General features: G+C 56.2%; 22 protein-coding genes. 9 read left to right on the forward strand and 13 right to left on the reverse strand.

The genetic code is table 11. The features are described from left to right. The first annotated feature begins 76 nt into the window (after nucleotides 1-76). Entirely contained in the window at nucleotides 77-565 is a 489-nt protein-coding gene (locus CLV88_RS05850) for a peroxiredoxin (RefSeq protein ID WP_106607439.1), read from the forward strand. Nucleotides 566-611: 46 nt separating this feature from the next. On the opposite strand, the gene CLV88_RS05855 is transcribed toward CLV88_RS05850, so the two are convergent. The 6 genes from CLV88_RS05855 to CLV88_RS05880 form a co-directional block, all read right to left on the reverse strand. Beyond that, nucleotides 612-902, reverse strand: a complete 291-nt coding sequence (locus CLV88_RS05855) for a 4a-hydroxytetrahydrobiopterin dehydratase (RefSeq protein ID WP_106607440.1) — start codon at nucleotides 900-902, stop codon at nucleotides 612-614. Further along, nucleotides 899-2,086, reverse strand: a complete 1,188-nt coding sequence (locus tag CLV88_RS05860) for a GNAT family N-acetyltransferase (RefSeq protein ID WP_106607441.1) — start codon at nucleotides 2,084-2,086, stop codon at nucleotides 899-901. The genes CLV88_RS05855 and CLV88_RS05860 overlap by 4 nt, the downstream gene beginning before the upstream one ends. Nucleotides 2,087-2,197: 111 nt before the next feature. After that, complete coding sequence (locus tag CLV88_RS05865; protein WP_106607442.1) at nucleotides 2,198-2,956, reverse strand: glycerophosphodiester phosphodiesterase family protein; 759 nt, start codon at nucleotides 2,954-2,956, stop codon at nucleotides 2,198-2,200. Nucleotides 2,957-2,962: 6 nt separating this feature from the next. Further along, nucleotides 2,963-3,424: a RidA family protein gene (locus tag CLV88_RS05870; RefSeq protein WP_106607443.1), complete on the reverse strand. Its 462-nt coding sequence runs from the start codon at nucleotides 3,422-3,424 to the stop codon at nucleotides 2,963-2,965. A 100-nt stretch (nucleotides 3,425-3,524) separates the two neighbouring features. Continuing rightward, nucleotides 3,525-4,844, reverse strand: coding sequence for an HlyD family type I secretion periplasmic adaptor subunit (locus tag CLV88_RS05875; RefSeq protein ID WP_106607444.1), 1,320 nt, complete (start codon nucleotides 4,842-4,844; stop codon nucleotides 3,525-3,527). Further along, nucleotides 4,841-6,490, reverse strand: a complete 1,650-nt coding sequence (locus CLV88_RS05880; RefSeq protein ID WP_243403584.1) for a type I secretion system permease/ATPase — start codon at nucleotides 6,488-6,490, stop codon at nucleotides 4,841-4,843. The genes CLV88_RS05875 and CLV88_RS05880 overlap by 4 nt, the downstream gene beginning before the upstream one ends. 275 nt (nucleotides 6,491-6,765) lie before the next feature. Between CLV88_RS05880 and CLV88_RS05885 the strand changes: the two genes are divergently transcribed. The 3 genes from CLV88_RS05885 (at nucleotide 6,766) to CLV88_RS05895 (ending at nucleotide 8,649) form a co-directional block, all read left to right on the forward strand. Then, nucleotides 6,766-7,545, forward strand: coding sequence for an MlaA family lipoprotein (locus tag CLV88_RS05885; protein WP_106607445.1), 780 nt, complete (start codon nucleotides 6,766-6,768; stop codon nucleotides 7,543-7,545). Next, nucleotides 7,532-8,143 (forward strand): MlaC/ttg2D family ABC transporter substrate-binding protein, encoded by a 612-nt coding sequence (locus tag CLV88_RS05890; RefSeq protein ID WP_106607446.1) that lies wholly within the window; start codon nucleotides 7,532-7,534, stop codon nucleotides 8,141-8,143. Before CLV88_RS05885 ends, CLV88_RS05890 begins: the two co-directional genes overlap by 14 nt. Nucleotides 8,144-8,235: 92 nt before the next feature. Beyond that, the gene (locus CLV88_RS05895; RefSeq protein ID WP_106607447.1) at nucleotides 8,236-8,649 is read left to right on the forward strand and encodes an ACT domain-containing protein; all 414 of its coding nucleotides are present in this window, start codon (nucleotides 8,236-8,238) and stop codon (nucleotides 8,647-8,649) included. 2 nt (nucleotides 8,650-8,651) lie between these two features. On the opposite strand, the gene CLV88_RS05900 is transcribed toward CLV88_RS05895, so the two are convergent. The 3 genes from CLV88_RS05900 to CLV88_RS05910 all read right to left on the reverse strand — a co-directional run bounded on the left by CLV88_RS05900 (nucleotide 8,652) and on the right by CLV88_RS05910 (nucleotide 12,700). Further along, nucleotides 8,652-9,083 carry a GNAT family N-acetyltransferase gene (locus CLV88_RS05900; protein ID WP_106607448.1) on the reverse strand — a complete coding sequence of 144 codons (432 nt, stop codon included), beginning with the start codon at nucleotides 9,081-9,083 and terminating at the stop codon, nucleotides 8,652-8,654. Nucleotides 9,084-9,101: 18 nt separating this feature from the next. Continuing rightward, on the reverse strand, nucleotides 9,102-10,346 hold the full coding sequence (locus CLV88_RS05905) for a dipeptidase (RefSeq protein ID WP_106607449.1): 1,245 nt from the start codon (nucleotides 10,344-10,346) through the stop codon (nucleotides 9,102-9,104). Between the two features lie 125 nt (nucleotides 10,347-10,471). Then, nucleotides 10,472-12,700 carry a transglycosylase domain-containing protein gene (locus tag CLV88_RS05910; protein ID WP_106607450.1) on the reverse strand — a complete coding sequence of 743 codons (2,229 nt, stop codon included), beginning with the start codon at nucleotides 12,698-12,700 and terminating at the stop codon, nucleotides 10,472-10,474. A 257-nt stretch (nucleotides 12,701-12,957) separates the two neighbouring features. Between CLV88_RS05910 and CLV88_RS05915 the strand changes: the two genes are divergently transcribed. Both CLV88_RS05915 and CLV88_RS05920 read left to right on the forward strand, forming a co-directional pair. Further along, nucleotides 12,958-13,296: a P-II family nitrogen regulator gene (locus tag CLV88_RS05915; protein WP_106607451.1), complete on the forward strand. Its 339-nt coding sequence runs from the start codon at nucleotides 12,958-12,960 to the stop codon at nucleotides 13,294-13,296. A 26-nt stretch (nucleotides 13,297-13,322) separates the two neighbouring features. Continuing rightward, a complete protein-coding gene (locus CLV88_RS05920) occupies nucleotides 13,323-14,654 on the forward strand; it encodes an ammonium transporter (RefSeq protein WP_106607452.1) in 1,332 nt (443 codons plus the stop codon). 73 nt (nucleotides 14,655-14,727) lie between these two features. Here the strand turns inward: CLV88_RS05920 and CLV88_RS05925 are convergent, their stop codons facing one another. After that, complete coding sequence (locus CLV88_RS05925) at nucleotides 14,728-15,015, reverse strand: hypothetical protein (protein ID WP_106607453.1); 288 nt, start codon at nucleotides 15,013-15,015, stop codon at nucleotides 14,728-14,730. A gap of 279 nt (nucleotides 15,016-15,294) precedes the next feature. On the opposite strand from CLV88_RS05925, the gene hemP reads away from it, so the two are divergent. Then, the gene (hemP, locus tag CLV88_RS05930) at nucleotides 15,295-15,453 is read left to right on the forward strand and encodes a hemin uptake protein HemP (RefSeq protein ID WP_106607454.1); all 159 of its coding nucleotides are present in this window, start codon (nucleotides 15,295-15,297) and stop codon (nucleotides 15,451-15,453) included. Next, nucleotides 15,450-15,926, forward strand: a complete 477-nt coding sequence (locus CLV88_RS05935; protein WP_106607455.1) for a hypothetical protein — start codon at nucleotides 15,450-15,452, stop codon at nucleotides 15,924-15,926. The genes hemP and CLV88_RS05935 overlap by 4 nt, the downstream gene beginning before the upstream one ends. A gap of 14 nt (nucleotides 15,927-15,940) precedes the next feature. On the opposite strand, the gene CLV88_RS05940 is transcribed toward CLV88_RS05935, so the two are convergent. Beyond that, a complete protein-coding gene (locus tag CLV88_RS05940; protein WP_207797022.1) occupies nucleotides 15,941-16,546 on the reverse strand; it encodes an MliC family protein in 606 nt (201 codons plus the stop codon). A 387-nt stretch (nucleotides 16,547-16,933) separates the two neighbouring features. Between CLV88_RS05940 and CLV88_RS05945 the strand changes: the two genes are divergently transcribed. Beyond that, nucleotides 16,934-17,476: a hypothetical protein gene (locus CLV88_RS05945; protein WP_133169915.1), complete on the forward strand. Its 543-nt coding sequence runs from the start codon at nucleotides 16,934-16,936 to the stop codon at nucleotides 17,474-17,476. A gap of 276 nt (nucleotides 17,477-17,752) precedes the next feature. On the opposite strand, the gene CLV88_RS05950 is transcribed toward CLV88_RS05945, so the two are convergent. Continuing rightward, complete coding sequence (locus CLV88_RS05950; protein WP_106607457.1) at nucleotides 17,753-18,937, reverse strand: amino acid aminotransferase; 1,185 nt, start codon at nucleotides 18,935-18,937, stop codon at nucleotides 17,753-17,755. Then, nucleotides 18,937-19,794: a 3-mercaptopyruvate sulfurtransferase gene (sseA, locus tag CLV88_RS05955; protein ID WP_106607458.1), complete on the reverse strand. Its 858-nt coding sequence runs from the start codon at nucleotides 19,792-19,794 to the stop codon at nucleotides 18,937-18,939. Before sseA ends, CLV88_RS05950 begins: the two co-directional genes overlap by 1 nt. Nucleotides 19,795-19,816: the final 22 nt, after the last annotated feature.

Below are 19,816 nucleotides of genomic sequence, written 5' to 3' on the forward strand. Positions count from 1 at the left end.
TCGGAAAAAAAATTGCGCCAGCGTCGCGCGACCCTATATCGCCACAATATGGAAACGCAATGCAGAGAGAGTTCTCATGACAATTGAAATCGGCACAAAGGTCCCCAACGGTACATTGATGAAGATCGGCGCGGACGGCCCTGAACCTATCTCGGTAGATTCACTACTTGAAGGTCGCAAGGTTGTCCTGTTTGGCCTGCCGGGCGCGTTCACCGGTACCTGCACCTCGGCCCACCTGCCCAGCTTTATGCGCACCGCACAAGCGTTCCGTAACAAAGGCGTCGACGAGATCGTCTGCGTTGCGGTAAACGACCCCTTTGTCATGGACGCATGGGACAAATCCACGAACGCATCTGACAGCGGGATCACCATGCTGACGGATCCAACCGGCGAATTGGTCAAGGCCATGGATCTTGGCTTCTCGGTACCAGAGATTGGCTTTCTCGACCGCTCACGCCGCTTTTCTGCGCTTGTCGAAAACGGCGAGCTGAAAGTCCTGAACGTCGAAGAAAGCCCCGGTGTGTGCGAACTTTCCGCCGGTGAAACGCTGCTTCACGCGGTTTGATAGGAAATCGTGCCTCGGGTTTCGGCTAGAGGCACATTTCACCTAGTTAAAGACCATCCATCTTACGCGCCAATTTTGCGTCCAGTGCGCTGATCCCACCCACGTCATGCGTCGTCAGCACGACCTCTACCCGGTTATACACATTGCTCCATTCCGGGTGATGGTTCCACTTCTCGGCCCACATTGCGGCCTTTGCCATCCATCCAAATGCCTCGACAAAATTGGCGAACGTGTAGGTCTTGGAAATCGCATCGCGTCCCTCGACCATGGCCCAACCATTCGCAAATAGTGGCTCCAGAACAGCGTCTCTGGCGGCGTCACTCAACAATTCGCTCATTGCTGTTCCTCCCTGTGTTCCTTGCGAAACGGTCCCCAGGCCGTCATGACTTCGATCTCTTCACTCACTGCCCTGCGCTCAGCATCCAAGTAGCGCGCAATCGCATCCGCAAATCCGGCATCACCAATCCAATGCAGCGAATGTGTTTCCACGGGCAAGTAACCCCGCGCCAGCTTGTGTTCGCCCTGTGCTCCGGCCTCAACCCGGCCAAGACCATGCGCAATCGCCCAGTCCATCGCCTGATAGTAACACAATTCGAAATGCAGGCATGGATGATCTTCGACACAGCCCCAGTACCGCCCAAACAGACAGTTCCTGCCAATCAAGTTCATGGCCCCCGCGACCGGCACGCCACCGCGCTGCGCAAAGATCAGCAATATGTCGTCACGCATCGTTTCATGAGCAATTTCAAAAAAACCGCGCGTTAGGTACGGCGTACCCCATTTGCGCGCGCCGGTGTCCTGATAAAACCGCCACATCGCGTCCCAGTGTTCCGCGCGGATATCATCGCCCGTCAGGCAATCAATATAACCGCCAAACGCCTGCGCCCTCTCGCGTTCTTTGCGCATGTTCTTGCGCTTTCGCGAACTCAGCGACGCCATGAATTCAGCAAAGCTATTATAGCCGCGGTTTTCCCAATGATACTGCTGGCCGGTTCGGCGCATCAGCCCCATCGCTTCTCCCGCTTCGGCCTCAGCTCCCGCACAGAATGTTACATGTAACGAAGACACCTCGTTATCCGCCGCGACCTGAACAGCGCCCTGTACCAGTGCCGACATCCCCGCGCCTTCAAACCCCGGTCGCGCCAGCAAACGCCGCCCCGTCACCGGCGTAAATGGCACTGCCATCTGCAATTTTGGGTAATAGCGCCCGCCAGCCTGCTCATAGGCATGGGCCCAATTGTGGTCGAACATGTACTCGCCCTGACTGTGCGACTTGGCATAAAGCGGCGCGACGGCGATCACATCCTGCCCGACCCGCGCCGTCAGGTACCGGGGCTGCCACCCCGTCCCCGGCCCAACTGAACCACTGGCTTCCAGTGCTTTTAGAAATCGGTATGTGGTAAACGGATCGACAGGCCGCCCACCAACCGCAGTTTCGGGATTGGCACAGGCATCCCAATCGCTCGCGGCAATGCTTGCCAGCGATCCGTGCAATTCGATCTCGATCTGTCCACCATCCATAAACCGCGCCTCCTTTAGTAACTATCTGGCAACGCCGCGCAAACATTCAAGCGCAACAGCCGCCGCGTCTGACAAGGCCGCGTGATCCCGCCGTCGCGAGCCATACATGACTTAAGAAAACTGCGCCAAATATCCTTCAAAGGTCACATTGTCCGCCACCTTGCGCGCCTCGGCCTCTTCCGCTTCAGACCGGATCGTCCAACACAGTACCTTGGCGCCCGCCGTTTTCAATTCCGCAACCCGATCCCGGCCCAAATCCGCCGCCTCATGGCTGATAAAACAGGCACCAACCCGGTCATAATCCGGAATTTCACGCATTCGGGCGCGCACCTCCTCGGGCACCAGCAACCAATCCTCTGCCGGATAGCTTTCCGTTGTAATCCCACGCGGGATATCGGGCGCGATTTCGGCCAGCTTCAGTACACTTTGCGAATTGAACGACATGACAGCCAGCGGCCCGGCATAATCACGCGCGGCAACCGCAGTCGCCGCCTCCAACGCTCCAATATTCGGGCCCAATGCGCCGTCCTGATCCTTCAGCTCCACCAAAACCGGCACCCGCCCGCCAACAATGTCCAGCACCTCAGAAAAGGTCGGAATACCCTCATCCCCACCGTTCAGTGATATCGCCGCCAGCTCATCGGCGTTGCGTTGCCGCACAGCACCGCTTTGCGCCGTGAGCCGGTCAAGCTGATAGTCATGGAACACCATCGCCTGCCCGTCGCGGGACAATTGCAAATCTATCTCGATCCCATAGCCACGCTCAACAGCCGCACGCACTGCCGCGCGGCTGTTCTCCGGTCGCCCATCGTTGACATCATGCAATGCACGATGGGCAAGCGGTACAGTCAAAAAGCTATTATGCAACATGACAGGTCACGCGATCTGGAAAATGCCTTCGATTTCAACGGCTACACCCAATGGCAATGCCGCAGCAGACACCGCAGACCGCGCATGACGCCCCTTGTCACCAAGCGCTTCAACAAGGAAATCCGACGCCCCGTTAATAACCTGTGGTTGCTGTGTAAAATCCGCCGTCGAATTCACAAAACCCGTTAATTTGACGACCCGCACCAAACGATCAATATCACCGCCACAAGCCGACTTAAGCTGTGCAAGCAACGCTATCGCGCATGCCCGTGCCGCCGCGGCGCCGTCCTCTAACGCCATATCGGCTCCCAATTTACCCAGAATCAAGCCATCCGCGTTCATGCAAATCTGCCCAGACACATAGACGGTGTCACCAGTCACCACATACGGCACATAATTGGCCGCAGGCGCCGGCGAATCCGGCAGCGTTACACCCAGTTCAGCCAATCGAGCTTCAATCGCGCTCATGATATTTCTCCATCATCAAGTACTGCGGCGACGCTAAACCGCGCGCGCCAGCATTAAAACCACAATTCCGAAGTGCAATCGAATTTGCGACGCCCAGGCCTCAGCTCTCTCGGAACGCCTTAGTAAAATAATCCGCCAGCGGTTTGACCAGATAGGCCAGCGGCGTTCGATCCTCAGTCCGCAAATATGCATCAACCGGCATGCCCGGTATTAGCGACAGATTCGCAGGCAGCTTGGCAGCCTCGCCTTCAGAAAGAACAATTTCTGCACGATAATAGGACTGGGCCGTTACTTCGTCCTGAAAAGCATCAGCCGAAATCTGTGTGACCTCGCCAAAAAGCTCTGGCGTGGTGCGCTGGTCGAAAGCCGAAAACCGCAAAGATACCGTTTGACCAGGGAACACTTGGTCGACATGGATAACCGGAACTTGTGCTGCGATCACCAATGGGCGGTCCTGTGGGATAACAAAAAGTACAGTAGCAGCGGGGCGAACAACCGACCTCAGGGCAAACACCTGCATCCCATAGACCACACCAGACACTGGCGCCCGAATATCCAGTCGGGAAAGCCGCTCTTCGATCTGTCTGCGCTGCTCAGACAACTCTACCTCGCGATAGCGCAAATCCCGCAACTGCGTAATTGCTTGTTCACGCCAAGCAGTTGCCAGTTTCAGTATTTCGATATCTATCTCGGTTATGCGGCCCTCTGCTTGGGCGCGCTGCGCCGTCAATTCGCCAACACGCCCGGCCAACCCAGCTTCTTCTCGCCTCAGCGCCAGAACTCGCGTTGCCTGTGCCAACCCCTTATCCAACAATTGTTGCTGATCTTCCAATTCATCCCGGATCAGGTCTAATTGTGTGCTCAACGCGATGGTTTGGGCATCTATGCCTTCAACCTGGTTGGAAATCTGGCCCCGCCGCTTCCCCAGCTGTTCAACCTCTTGCTCAAGCGTCACGCGACGCGCCTCAAACAGCCGCTTCTGGCCGTCAAGCAGATCAAGAATGCCGGCATCGCCCGTTGCGCGCTCCAACAATTCCGGTTCAAAAACCAAATCACTGCTGTTGTCGCGCTCGGCCTCAAGCCGCCCGCGACGCGCCATCAATTCAAACAACTGGCTCTCTGTGATCGCCAAAGTCGAAATCAGAAACGTATCATCCAGACGTAACAGTAAGGCCCCTTCGTCAACGACATCGCCTTCTTCCACATGAATTTCGGAGACAATGCCGCCATCCAGATGCTGAACAACTTGTCGGTTCCGGTCTACTTCCACGCGGCCTGACGCAACAATAGCCCCCGCGATTTCCGTCAAAACCGACCACGTCCCAAATCCACCGACCAGAATAAGCAGGGCAAAACCGCCCACAAGCAGCGGGTTTCTCGCTCCGAAACGTCCCTTGCCATCGTTATTTTGCGTATTCATCGGATGCCTCCAGGGTCCGAAGACCCTTTAATCTGCTGATAATTTTGCAGAACCTCTTTCATAACTTCATCTCTCGGCCCAAATGCCCGTGTTGCGCCGTTTTCCAGAACCAACAACATATCACACTCGCGGATTGCAGCAGGCCTGTGCGCCATAATTAAAACAATCCGGTCGTCTGCCTTTGTAGCGCGGATTGCGCTGTTCAATGCCTCAGACCCCTCGTTGTCGAGGTTCGAGTTAGGTTCATCCAACACCAGCACAACCGGGTCGCCATACATCGCTCGCGCCAACCCAATCCGCTGCATCTGTCCGCCAGACAGTCGCCCGCCATGGCTGGACACGGGTGTGTCATAGCCCTGCGGCAATTTCAGAATCATTTCGTGTGCATCGGCTTTGCGGGCTGCGAAAACGACTTTCTCAGGATCAGGTTTCGGACTGAGCCGCGCTATATTCTCTGCAATCGTACCGTCAAACAGCTCAACTCTTTGTGGCAAATAACCAATGTATTGCCCAAGATCATCAGGTTCGTACTGCTCCAAGGCCGCCCCGTCCAAGCGGACCTTTCCGCCGGCAGCACGCCAGGATCCAGTCAACGCGCGGGCCAAGGTCGATTTACCCGCCCCAGAAGGACCAATTACGCCGATCGCCTGGCCAGGCTTAGCTGTAAAGCTCACCATGCGCAGTACTGCCTGCGCTTCTCCAGGGGGCAATACCGTCAACTGCTGCACGTCGAGCCGCGCCGCAGGAACAGGAAGTTTTGTGCGTAGCTGTTCAGGAGGCACTTCGCTCAGCAAATCCGCAAGACTTCGCCACCCTTGACGCGCTCGCTGAACCAAGGCCCACTGTCCGACTGCCAATTCAATTGGCGCAAGCGCGCGCCCCATTAGGATTGAGCCGGCGATCATGGCACCTGGCGACACTTCGCCTTGCAATGCAAGATAAGCTCCAAGGCCAAGCATCGCGGACTGCAGGAACAAACGAAACGTTTTAGTCGAAACCGAAAATCCGCCACTCAAATCAGATGCTGAGACCGCAGCCTCCAAAGATCCGTTCCTTGCAACTTGCCAGCGTTCGAACGCAGCATTTTGCATTCCCATCGAACGGATCATCTCCGCCTCGCTCTGCATCTGCGAAGACACACGTCCTGCGACGTGTGAAGCATAGCCTGCTTTCTCAAACGGTAATCTTGTCACTGCTTGGTTGAGTACAGTTACCAAAATCAGAATACTGCCACCCACAACAGCCAATAGCCCCAACCAAGGGAGAAATAAAGAAATGCCTACCAAGAAAATTGGCGTCCAAGGGATGTCAAATGCAGAAGTAAGAACTGGAGATGCCATCAATCGCTGAATTGATTCCAGATCGGCCAGCCCTGTTTCAGCCTTCTGCGATTTTCCCACCGAAGATCGCCGCAGCACGGCATCAAAGACCCGCCGATCCAAACGGGTCTGAAACCGCGCGCCAACCCGCGCCATTACTCGGCCACGTGCGTAATCCAAAAGCCCCATCATCGCGAAAAGGAATGCTGCCAACAAAGACAGCGCAAAGAGCGTTTCTTCAGACCGGCTTCCGAGCACACGGTCGTAAACCTGCAGCATGAAAATCGGCCCAGTCAGCATCAATAAGTTGACAAAGCAGCTGAAAATGGCAACTGCCCATTAAAGACCACGGCTTTCCGCGCGCGCCGCGCGCAACTCGTCGCGCCCCATTTGATTTTTGTTGGTCATTATCAATTCTTGATTTTTCTTTTTCACCACTACACATATCCGCACCCACGACAAGACACTGCCCAAACGATGAAACTGGGCCTAAGATGTTCCCAATCTGCCACAATCGTTGTGGAACACTCTTGAAAGCTTGGAGCTGATCGTCAATTAACCTATTGCGCGTTACTTATTCACTTTGGGTGAGAATTTTCTTGATGTCATCACGAAAAACAAAGGCCCCAGCCAAGCTCGGTCGCTCGCTACTGCTGTGCGCCGTGTTGGCGTTGTCGGCTTGTGCTTCCAATGATCAGGTGAGCCGGACAGGTATTTATGACCCAAAGGAAGACGCCAACCGCAAAATGCACGAGTTCAACAAGGACGTAGACCGCTACTTGTTTTCGCCTGCATCCAACGGCTACGGCTTCCTGTTCCCGCAACCTGTGCGCAACAGTTTCAGCCGCTTTGCAGATCACCTGTCGCTGCCTAACGATGTCATCAACCACACGCTTCAGGGCGATCTGGAAGAGGCCGTTGGCACGACTTGGCGTTTTCTAATAAACTCCACAGTTGGCATTGCCGGGTTCTTTGACCCAGCCAGCGCAATCGACATTCCGCGTGATGATACCGATTTCGGCGAAACCCTGCACGTTTGGGGCGTACAAGAGGGCGCTTACGTCGAATTGCCGTTCTTTGGGCCGTCAACATCGCGTGACACGGTTGGACTGATGGCCGACATCGCGCTCAATCCCTTTGTCGTGATCTTCCGTGATCCCACGCAATATATTGGCGTCGCCGCCTACGTCGTTGATGCCATGGGCAATCGCTACGACTTTGACGACACGATAGATTCTATCCTTTACGAAAGCGCGGACAGCTATGCGCAGGCAAGGATCCTGTACCTGCAGAACCGCAGATTTGACCTCGGAATCTCCGGAGAAGACATCTACACTGATCCCGAATTCAATCCGTATGAGGACCCTTATGAAGATTTTTGATCTAATAACCCGTCGCGGATTCATCGCTTCAGCAGGCGCAACTGCGCTGGCATTTGCCCTTCCCGGCACTGCATTTGCACTCAATGACGCACAGGCAAAGGCCCTGATCGACCGCGCTGTGGCCGACATCAACAAGGTCATAAGCTCGGGCAAATCCGTGAATGCCATGATCCGCGATTTCGAGCGGATCTTTGCCAAATACGGTGACGTTCAAATCATCGCGCGCTCTGCCCTTGGCCCGGATGCCCGCGGCCTCTCCAGCTCGCAACTGAACGCCTACACCAAAGCATTCCAGGGGTATATGGCACGGAAATATGGCAAGCGTTTCAACGAGTTCGTTGGCGGTCAGATTGACGTCAAGGGCAGCCGCAAGGTCAAAAGCTTTTATGAGGTCAAGACTTCCGTAAAACTGCGCGGTCAATCCCCGTTCGAGGTTAACTTCCTCGTCTCTGATCGCTCGGGCAAGGACAAGTTCTTTGACATGATTATCGAAGGCATCTCGCTGCGCCTGTCTGAAAAGGCCGAAATTGGCGCCATGCTGGATCGCAACGGCGGCAACATCAATGGCCTGATCAACGATCTGAAAAAAGCCGGCTAAATTTCGCTGGGCTCGAATCTGGAAACAGTTTGGTAACTTGCCCGCGCGGTAAATGGCTGACATGATCACGTCATTTCCAGTAGGGGCGCCGTATGTCTCAGATCGTTAAATCCGCCCATGCCATGATCGCGGGCATGACCCCTCAGCTCAGGCCAGAGGTTTTTGTCTTCTCGACTCTGACAGATCTCGATCAAGCGCGCGATCTTTTGCCGGTCGCCTTTTCTGCGACCCGCGAAGAAGAAGGGTTGTCGCTCGTACTGCCGATCAAGGTGGCTCAGGACGCAGGCCATGCCACGGATCAACCAATGCACTGCATCACGCTGAACGTCTATTCTGCGCTTGACGGCGTTGGGCTTACCGCTGCCGTTGCATCTGCCTTGGCGGCCAAAAACATCCCGTGCAACATGATAGCTGGATATCACCACGATCACGTGCTCGTCCCCGATGATCGCAGCGCCCAGGCGCTCTCAGTTCTTCAAACTCTGCAATCCGCCGCGTGTGCCTGATGTTACGCGTCCATCACGCCGTCCCAGTCATACACGACAACCCCTTCGGTTTCCCGCGCCTTTAACGCGCGATACAGTGCGCGCGCAGGTACATTGTCCACCTCGGTTGCAAGCAACGCTCCTTCGCACCCGATATCCCGTGCTATCTTGAGCAATCTGTCGCAAAGCTCCGTTCCGATCCCCCGGCGTTGAACCTCCGGCGCGACATCAACCTCACTCACGAAAAATGTCGGAGTTTTATCGGGGTGAAACTGCACCACCCCTGACGCAAACCCAATAACCACATCCTCCGACAGTGCAAAAACCAATTCGTGGCCATCATCCGCCACGAACCGGTTAAGCTGCTCACCGATAACCGGGCCGTCAAATACATCTGCACCTATCAAAAAATGGGCATTCGCAGCCGTTAACCGATGATATGAAACGTCGCTCATCAATTCGCCGACATGCCGTCACCGGCTATAAAACTTGGCACGAAACTGCTCACGCAGGCGCAAACGTTCCGGGTATTCCCTCTGGAACTGCTCAGGTGGAACGCCTTCCCAGACCTGGGCATACACACGCATTTTATTGCCGCCATATATCTTGGCCAAATCTTCGTTCGTATATCCCCGCCCCCAAAGATCATCCGTGATCGCGGCGAGTATCTTGGCCAACTCGCCATTCCCTGTCGCGCCACGATTGAACGCCTCAATCATATAGCCACCATCATTATACATCGACGCATTTGCCTTGGCGAAATCCACCACCAACTCGGTTGAAAACATGTCGTCAGACGCAATCCCCACGTGATCAACACCAACCAACTTTACCCAATAATCGATCATGTCCGCCGCTTGCTTGGGGCTAATATCTTCGGGCCAAACGCCGTCCATCATCCACTCGGTAAAGGTCGGCGCGACATATCCACCGGACTGCGCCGCCCTCACGGCCTCAGCATCTTCTATGTTGCGGTAACACCCCTTTGGCGTCTCGTTCGGCCCGTCCCGATACAGGCCCGCCGGAACGGAATGGGTGAACACATACGGCACACCGGGATAGGTCTCGTCCATATAATCCATGGCCTCTCCGGCCGTCTTCTCCCCAGTATGGCTCAAATCCAGCATGATCCCGAAACGCACCATTTCGTCAATCACCGCCCGACCCCAAGCGGTCAGTCCGATATCATTGCCATTATAAGCCGCCAACTGTCCGGAACCTGTCCGGAAAATGTCGTTATATGCCAGGATCATGGATTTCACCCCCATGTCCTTCAAGACCGCCATCTTCTTGAGATCGCCATTCAAAATCGTCGCCGTCTGGCTGTTCCAGATCACCGCCGTCTTGCCTTGGATATGAGCCGCCTCGATGTCGCGCGTTTCGTTCACGATCTTGAACTTGCCCGGCTGTTCCGCCATCGCGGCCCGGAAATGGTAGTGTTGCTCCAGAAGTGTCTCAAAAGACATGTCCGCCGCAGCCAGCGTCATCTCGTGGCCCGTGATGCCGCTTTCTCGGGCGCGAGCGAAATACTCGTGCAACTGGCTGTACTCGGTCCACCCGGTCCCATACGGGCTTGCCAACATGCCGATCACAATCGTGTCCTGCACAAACTGCCGCGCCTCGTCCGATGCGGGCCATGTTTTGCTTTCTTCGCTGGCCATAACCGCGCCAGAAACGCCGATCATCACAGCCACAGCACTCAAAATTTTCCGAAACATCGCGCTACCCTCTCTCCACACTCAGGTCCATTCTGACCCGAAACCGAGATCCGGCAAAGTGTTACATTAGGGCGTCTATTTTATTGCCCCACACATCCTATCGCAGAACAAACACCAAACGCAGCTCAATTCCCGCCAACGATATCTTTGATGATCCCGTTTAACACGTCATCCAAACCCCGTTTTTTCTTCTTGGGGCGCGGTTGCGCCTTCGGCTTGGGCGGCGCGGGCGTGAACGCTGGCAATGCGGTTGGCGTCAGACCTTCGTGCACCCGCACCATTGCTTCGCGCCAGATGTCGGCGGGCAATCCGCCCCCCGTCACCCCGGTCAACGGCGTATTGTCGTCATAGCCCATCCACACGCCCGCTACGTACTCATTAGTGAAGCCGATAAACCATGCATCCCGTGCAGCTTGCGTTGTGCCGGTCTTGCCAGCCACCTGCCAGCCCGGCAATTGCGCCCGCCCACCAGTACCTTCGCTCACGACCTTTTCCATCATCCAGATCAGCTCTCGCGCAGCCGCATCCGAAATCACCCGCTCGCCAATACCGCCGCCGGTGCCCATCAGCGCATTATCATCGCCCAACAGGCGCAACTCAATCAACCCATAAGGCGTCACAGACGACCCACCATTCAGAATGCCAGCATATGCGCCCGACATCTCCAGCAGAGAGCTCTCAGACGCCCCTAACGCCAGCGCCGGACCCGCCGCCAAATCGCTTTCGATTCCAAACATGCTCGCCACCGTGCGCACATTTTCCCGCCCAGCCTGCTCCGACACCTTCACCGCCGGTACATTCAACGAGTTCTTAAGCGCCGTCGTCAGCGTTACTTCGCCATAATGCTCGCCGGTATAGTTCTTCGGGCACCACTCGCCAGACCCCGGAATGTTCTGGCAATAGGGACCATCAATCACCGTGTCATTGGCATGTTTGCCCAGATCCAGCGCAGTCGCGTAGACAAATGGCTTAAACGCCGATCCGGTCTGCCGCTTGGCCTGTACCGCGCGATTGAACGCACCAGACACTTTGGTGCGCCGCCCCCCAACCATAGCGCGCACAGCACCATCTGCGCTCATCACTACAATGGCGGCTTGCGCCTTCGACCCTTCACTGACCTTATTGTCAAACACCCACTTCAGCCCCTCTTCGGCGGCTTTCTGGATGCGCGGGTCCATCGTGGTCTTCAAAACCACGTCCTCGGTCGTGTTGCGTGTAAAGAACTCGGGGCCAGTCGACATCACCCAATCCGCGAAATACCCGCCTGCCTTGGCCTCAGCTGCCGCCGACAACACCGCCGGGTTTGACTGCCAATAGGCTGTGTCCTCGTCTGACAAATACCGTTGTTCGTTCATCAAACGCAGCACCGTCGCCGCGCGATCCTGCGACCGCTGCAAATTCGCCGTGGGCGCCAGCGACGAAGGCGCGGTCAACAACCCGGCCAGCATCGCCCCCTCTGCGGCGCTCAGATTGGCGGCAGGCTTACCAAAGTACCGCTGTGCCGCGGCTTCCGCGCCATAGGCCCCAGCCCCCATATAGGCCCGGTTCAAATAGACCGACAGGATCTCGTTCTTAGTATATTTGACCTCCATCGCGATGGCATAAATCGCTTCTTTGGCTTTTCGCGACAGCGACCCACGGCGGCAATCACGCACATAGTCTGCTTCGCTCTCCCACTCGGTTGCATCATATTCCACGCCCAGGCACATCAACTTGGCCGTTTGTTGCGTGATCGTTGATCCACCATGCCCGCTCAGCGGCCCACGCCCTTCACTCAGGTTGATGCGCACCGCTCCAGCCACGCCGCGCGGGCTGACCCCAAAGTGCCGGTAAAACCGCTTGTCCTCGGTCGCGATCACCGCGTTTTTCAGATCTTCGCTAACTGTATCCGCCGTAACCACGCCACCAAACTGATCACCGCGCCACGCAAACACCTTGCCGTCGCGATCCAAAAGCGTGACCGACCCGCGCGAACGCCCATCTAAAAGCTCCGTTACGTCCGGCAATGTCATGTAGACATATGTCACCGCCAGCCCAAGCAGCAAACCAAACACCATTCCCGTGCGCCATGTAAATCCCCAGACAATCCCCCAGATCCACCGCAAGATCCGCAGAAAGAATGCGACAATCGGATGCCGCTTTTTACTTGGCTTACGTTTCGGCGTGGGTTTGCGCGATGCCTTAACCTTCGGCGACGTCTTCGCTGGTGCCTTGCGCGCCGATTTCGACGCCTTCGGCTTGGCCGCAGGTTTGCTCGACGCTTTGCGCGCAGCTGGCTTCGCCGCCCTCTTAGGCGCGCCACCATAGCGTTTCTCCGCCACCAGCGGTGGCCGTTTTCGTCCTGAATCACTCATGCTGCTGCTCTGCCCGGCATGTTCTTTTGGCCCACCTTAACCCCAATTTAAGAGGTTGTAGACCCAACAACCGACAGGCATCCGTTCGTATTTCGCTTAAAATTTCATCATCAACCCAGTTTTGCGCAATAATTGTGCGTTAACCGTCATTTTTGCCCCCTTTTCCGGCGCGAAACCTTCGATTCTCCGGCGCGCTCGCGTTTTTCTGCACCTGCAAATGCGCGAGGCCCTCCCTCGCCACAGGAAAGGGGAACAAGGTGAAACTCATTATTGCAACGATCAAACCGTTCAAGCTTGAGGAGGTCCGCGAAGCGCTGACCGAGATCGGCGTGCGCGGCATGATGGTCACCGAAATCAAAGGGTTCGGCTCTCAGTCCGGACATACCGAAATCTACCGCGGCGCGGAATATGCGGTGAACTTCGTACCAAAGGTAAAACTTGAACTCGTCGTGCCTGCAGGCATGTCCGATCAGGTCATCGAAACCATCACCAAAACAGCCCAGACCGGCAAAATCGGTGACGGCAAAATCTTTGTGCTGGATGTACAGCAGGCGATCCGCGTGCGCACCGGCGAAACGGACGCAGACGCGATTTAAGCGTCGCAAGGGAAGGAAGACAGAATATGAAAACCCTGATGAAATTTGCTCTGCCCGCCGCGCTAATCGCGCTGCCGGCCATGGGCATGGCGCAAGAGGCCGAAGTGCCCGCCGCCGTACCGACCGATGTGGTCTTTATCCTGAACTCGCTGCTGTTCCTTGTGGGCGGCTTCCTCGTGTTCTTCATGGCCGCTGGCTTTGCCATGCTCGAAGCGGGCCTTGTACGCTCCAAAAACGTTGCCATGCAGTTGACCAAAAACATGGCGCTGTTTGGCCTCGCCGCGATCTTCTACTACCTAATTGGCTACAACTTGATGTACCCCTTGGGCACATGGTCGGTTGAAGGCGTTTTGTCCGGCCTGTTTGGACCCGGCGTACTCGAAGCTGTTGGTGTGACTGCTGATGCGGCCGACGACTATGGCTACGCGTCCACCGGTTCGGACTTCTTCTTCCAGCTGATGTTCTGTGCGGCCACCGCGTCGATCGTTTCGGGTACGCTCGCAGAGCGCATCAAACTGTGGCCCTTCCTTGTCTTCACGATCGTTCTGACCGGCATCATTTATCCGTTCACAGCGTCCTGGACCTGGGGTGGCGGTTTTGTTGGCGAAGCAGGCTTCTCTGACTTTGCTGGCTCGACCATCGTGCACTCTGTTGGCGGCTGGGCGGCTCTGACCGGTGCCATCATCCTCGGCCCGCGTCTCGGCAAGTACAAAGATGGCAAAACCATCCCAATGCCGGGTTCCAACCTGACCCTCGCCACACTGGGTACGTTCATCCTGTGGCTCGGCTGGTTCGGCTTCAACGGTGGTTCCCAGCTGGCCATGGGTTCTGTGGGTGACGTTGCTGACGTATCGCGTATCTTTTCTAACACCAACGCCGCTGCGGCCGGTGGTGTGGTTGCCGCACTGATCCTGACACAGATAATGTACAAAAAGCCTGACCTCACCATGATCCTCAACGGTGCACTGGCTGGCCTCGTTTCGATCACAGCCGAGCCGCTCACCCCATCCTTGGGTGCCGCTACGCTGATCGGTGCTGTCGGTGGTGTGATCGTGGTCTTCGCGGTTCCGTTCCTGGACAAGCTGAAAATCGACGACGTTGTCGGTGCGATCCCGGTTCACTTGATCGCTGGCATCTGGGGCACCATCGCAGTTGTCTTCACCAACGGTGACGCATCGCTGGGCGCTCAGCTATACGGTATCTTTGTAATCGGTGCTGCCACTATCGTGATGTCTGGCGTGGTTTGGTTCATCCTAAAGGCCGTCATGGGTCTGCGGGTTGACGAAGAGACCGAGATCAACGGTCTCGACATGGCGGAACTGGGTATGGAAGCGTATCCCGAATTCACCAACGGCTAATCCAACCAACTTCGAAAAAACACGAAACCCGGGCGGAAACGTCCGGGTTTTTCTTTTTATGAACCGCCCAATGTCAGGCAGCCAAGCCACATGGCTCTGTCGACAGCTCCACATTCAGATGTTTGCGCAACTCCGCAATCAACCGCTGTTGCGCCACGCGCTCCCCCTCATCAACGATTCGCTTTTCACGCGCCTGCGCATCTGCGATCTGGCGGTTCAATATACTCACTAAGGAAAGCTCCCGCGCGCTCCTCCCGATACCAGCGCGCATGTTTTCAGGTTGCGCAATCCGCTTCCATCCATCGGGCGTGTCAGCCAGTTTCAATGCATTAACGATGGCGCGATGCAGACGTTTAACCATGGGCGGGCTCCTTCCTGGATTTCAGATACTAAATCAGAGTGCGACATTAACGATGTCTCCTTGCTGATAATTTAAATATGGGGCCGATCCGGTCACTTTCACCTCACAAAACCGCCAGTGGCAGGAAATGACAAAAACGCGTCCACAAAAGTAAAATTCCGCCCTGCATGGGTTTCCTAAATTTACCCATTGACGAATCCGACTATTTTAGTCAGATATAGCGCATCAGCCACCCGAACCGGGAAGCCAGCGCCAAAACGCGTCACGAATGAGGGTCAGATGACAGTTCAAATGCCAAACACTCTGCAACTCCAGGGAACCCCGGTCCACGAGGCAACCCGCCTGACCGGCGATAATGGACTTGCCCATATCCAACTGGGCGATCAACTCTATACCTTGCGCATCACCCGCGCCGGCAAATTGATCCTCACAAAATGAGCCGCCCAGACAACCACGGCGCCCAGCGTGTCGGACGCATCAGCGATCTTTCACCTGTCGAACGGCTCGCCGTACAATACCTGCGGGAATGGAACAGCACACCAGCGGACCAATCCCGCCTTACTGCCTGCCTTTCAACAGGTCTCGGCCAAACCCGAGGCCGCAACACGCTGGATGTCCTGAATGACCTGATGGAAATCGGCGCACATTATGGGCGTCGCCCTCTCATGCGCCACGGTCGTTCTTGCGATTGTCTGGGCGCGGACGAAGCAGTGTTCGCCTGCCTTGTCGAATCCGCCGCCAGCGCCGAATACGAGGACGCCACAATGCTTGCGGCACTCATTGTGCGTCCAGATATGGCGCGCAATTTCGTTGGGTTGGCGGCTGAATTCGGCATGGCGCTCAGCGCGCTTTTACGTACTCAGATACCAACACCGAATATTGCTCAAATGCAACCGGCGGTGGTTCATTAACCACCGCCACAATGTCAGCCAATATCGTCCTGCCGACAGCTCATACTGATCTTGCCAACTTTCAAATGCGCGTCGCGTCCCTTTGTGTGAAATACGACATCGCGCCCTTCATAACGCACACCGGAACCGGTAGGACCTGCTGTCAAAACTTGCGTCCCTTCTCGCGATGACAATACCGCCCGCGCTGTACCAGCATTCACAAACACCACGCTCAGCGGTAAATCCAGCCCATCGCACACATAGGGATACGGGCCATCCGACGGCCCCTTTTTGCCCCGTGACGCGGCATAGCCAGTTCGAATTTCAGCAATCCGCGCACCGTATTCGGTCGCGACACAGGCCTCCAGCCCTTGATCCGCCTTCCAGCAATCGTCGCGACCCTTGATCCATCCGCGCTGAAAGGCTTTCAGCTCGGCCAACCGATCCGCGCTCAGCGTCCCATCACGCACCGCCAGTTGATACAAACGTGCCATTTCACGATCCAGCGCCGCCAGATCCTCTGAGCCGCAAATCGCAACCTCCGCCGAACTACCCGCCTTTGCGCAATCAAAGGACGGGTCCGCGGCCCAAACAGACCCCGACATCAAACAAGCGACACCCCCAAAAAACAAACTCCGCATCCTGTCGCCTTCCTCACTCAATCGCAGCTCTGCCCATCATGCTATCATGATTTCCAAATGCGTCTCAGCCAAAACACAGCACAGCGCACTTTTCACCCCTCGCACGGCTTCCATTAACGCACAATTGAAACCTCTGCACGAAACTGCTGCAAAGTATCAGTATCAGTATCGGGGCGGTGCCAAGTGTTCATAGGTCTCAGAAAACTTACCTCAATTGCACTTGCGCTCCTGCTTTCGGCGTCTTCTGGCTTTGCACAATCCTCCCATTGTGGCCTGCCAGAAAGCGTTTTCCACCTTGCCAAAGCTCTGAATGGCTCCGTCCACGCAACGCCGCAGGATCGTGTTGCATGGCGCGCGCGCCTGCGAGGATCCATCGAAAAGCTGGATATGGACGCCGTCCAACAAACCCTGTCTTCCGTCGGCCTCCGCGAAAGTCGTTCCATCGTGGGAACCCTGCTCATACAGGCCCACCGCGCCAGCTCATTAGGGTATGAAATCGACCCGAAATCTGTTGACCAAAACGTGACCAATGTAATCCAACTGGATCAATTGGTTTGCAAACTCTCGCAAACCTCTCCCGATCCGTTGCCTATATCCTCCCAAAGCAAGATAGGACAAGTGACCGCCAACCTGAAATTGCCCCGCTTGATCCATAGCGACACGACAACTGCGCGCATGATGCTGCTGCTGGGTTCAGTGTCGCTGACAATCCTTACGATCTACGGTCTGACGCTCGTGTATAACTGGATCTATGCCTACACCCACAACCGTCGCCTGTGCCGTATCCAGGCGGTGATATCTCAAGGGCTGGACGTCATTGACGGGCACATCACACTACTCGATCACAAGGAGTGCCACTTCCAGCCAGTCAATGACGGAGCCCTGGCCCGTGTCGCCACGCTTTCCAATACATCCGGCGTCGCGCTCTAAATCGACGGCCAGTCATATGCAGCACACATTGACACCAAGCTTGGCACCCTCGTTGAGATCACTTTTGAGCAGCGCCTGAACCATACCCAACAATCCGAGATATTCGCGCGCTCCTCCAAACCATTGCGCTTTGCACCCAAACCCACCATGGCCCGCGCCTCTCCTCCCTCAGCGAGAAAGCCCGCACGGGCTGCCGAGCACACACCCGCCCCAAGCACAGAAAAACGCGCGCCGGTGCCCGGGCGCGCGTCCTAAAATCTCACGTTTTTGCTGACGTCAAATACCGGCGTCCACGATCGCCTTGGCCAAAACCGACACGCTCTGCGCATTCAGCCCGGCAATGTTCATACGACTATCGCCAACCATATAGATGGCATTATCCGCACGCAGCTTTTCGACCAGATCCGGCGTCGTGCCGATCTGGCTGAACATACCGCGATGTTCCGCGATAAACCCAAATCGATCCGAACCGCTCAGGCGCTGCAACTCGTCCGCCAACTGCTGACGCAAAGCCAACATACCCGTGCGCATCTCTTCCAACTCGGCCATCCAGTCGGCCTTCAGCTCAGGGTCGTTCAGAATCGTCGTCACAACCCGTGCACCATGATCTGGTGGGAATGAAAAGTTCTGGCGGTTCAGGTGGTTCAGGTTGCCCTGCGTCACTGCCGTGCTTTCGGCCTTTTCGCTGATTGCCATCAACAGACCGGTCCGCTCACGATAGATACCAAAATTCTTGGAACAGCTCGCCGCGATCAAAAGCTCAGGCACCGATGATGCCACCAGCCGAGTCGCTGCTGCATCTTCTTCAAGCCCGTCGCCAAAACCCTGATACGCAATGTCAATTATGGGCAGGCAGCCCTTGTCGTTGATCAGATCGATCACCGATTGCCATTGTGTCAGGTTCAGGTTGGCACCCGTCGGGTTATGACAGCAGCCGTGCAACAGCACCACGTCACCGGACGTAATGTCGCCAAGGTCTTCCATCATGCCGTCAAAATCCACAGCCCGCGTCTCGGTGTCGAAATAGCGGTACTTGACCACTTCGATCCCCAGATAGCCCAGGATGCTGACATGGTTAGGCCAGGTCGGGTTCGAAACAAACACGCGTGCGTTCGGGTTGGCTTGCTTGACCAGCTCAAACGCCTGACGCACCGCACCGGTTCCGCCGGGAGTCGCCACCGCTGCAATCCGCGCCGGATCCACACTGTCGGCCAGCAACAGGTCACGCATTGCCGTCGAATATCCCGCGTCACCAGCCAAACCGGTATAGGCCTTGCTGGTCTGTTCCTCGACAATCCGACGCTCTGCCGCCTTGACGGCGCGCATCACCGGGGTCACCCCTGTCGCGTCTTTGTAGACCCCAACGCCAAGATCGATCTTGGTCGCTCGCGGATCTTCGCGATACAGAGCCATAAGGCCAAGGATCTTGTCTTTGGGCTGTTCTTTCAGATTGGTCAGCATCATGCGTCTCCCGTCGCAATAGGCAGCGTGGGGAATGCGCCCCACTCGGTCCACGAACCGTCATAAACGGCGTAATCGGTCTTTCCAAAACGCTCCATCGCCAGCGCCAGCACACATGCTGTCACACCAGACCCACAGCTGGTGATCGCAGGCTTGGACAAATCCACGCCCGCGTCTTCAAACACAGCCTTCAACGCATCCGGTGCTTTCATTGTGCCATCGGCCTCTAGCAGCGTGGCAAAAGGGACATTCTTAGACCCCGGAATATGCCCGGCCCGCAGCCCTTCACGCGGCTCATCAACCTCTGCACGGAACCGCGCGCCAGCGCGTGCATCGATAATCTCATAGTCACCCAGCTTACTAGCCGACGACACCTGTGTGACGTCCTTGACCAGATGGTTCTGGCGGCGCACCGTCATATGCCGATCCCGGATCACCGGCGGCATATCCTCAATCTCGCGCCCCTCGGCCTTCCACTTTTCAAGGCCGCCATCCAACACTGCGATATCGTTTTGCCCCATCAGCTTGAACAGCCACCAAACCCGCGCCGCGGAGAACGCGCCATTTGCGCCGTAAACCACCACCTGATGGCCATCACCAATGCCCATCGCACGCATCCGAGACATGAACTTCTCTACCGGTGGCACCATATGAGGCAATTCGCTGCGCAGGTCTGCAATCTCGTCAATGTCAAAAAAGCGCGCACCGGGAATGTGCTCGGCGTCATACTCCGCCTTTGCATCCCGATTTTCGGCCGGCATATGCCAGCTGGCATCAATGATACGCAAATCCGGGTCTTTCAGATGCGCTGCCAGCCATTCAGTTGAAACAAGTGTTCTGGGATCGTCTTGTGCCATCAATGCCCCCAATTTCAGAGTC

Source organism: Shimia abyssi (assembly GCF_003014475.1).
Classification (GTDB): domain Bacteria; phylum Pseudomonadota; class Alphaproteobacteria; order Rhodobacterales; family Rhodobacteraceae; genus Shimia; species Shimia abyssi.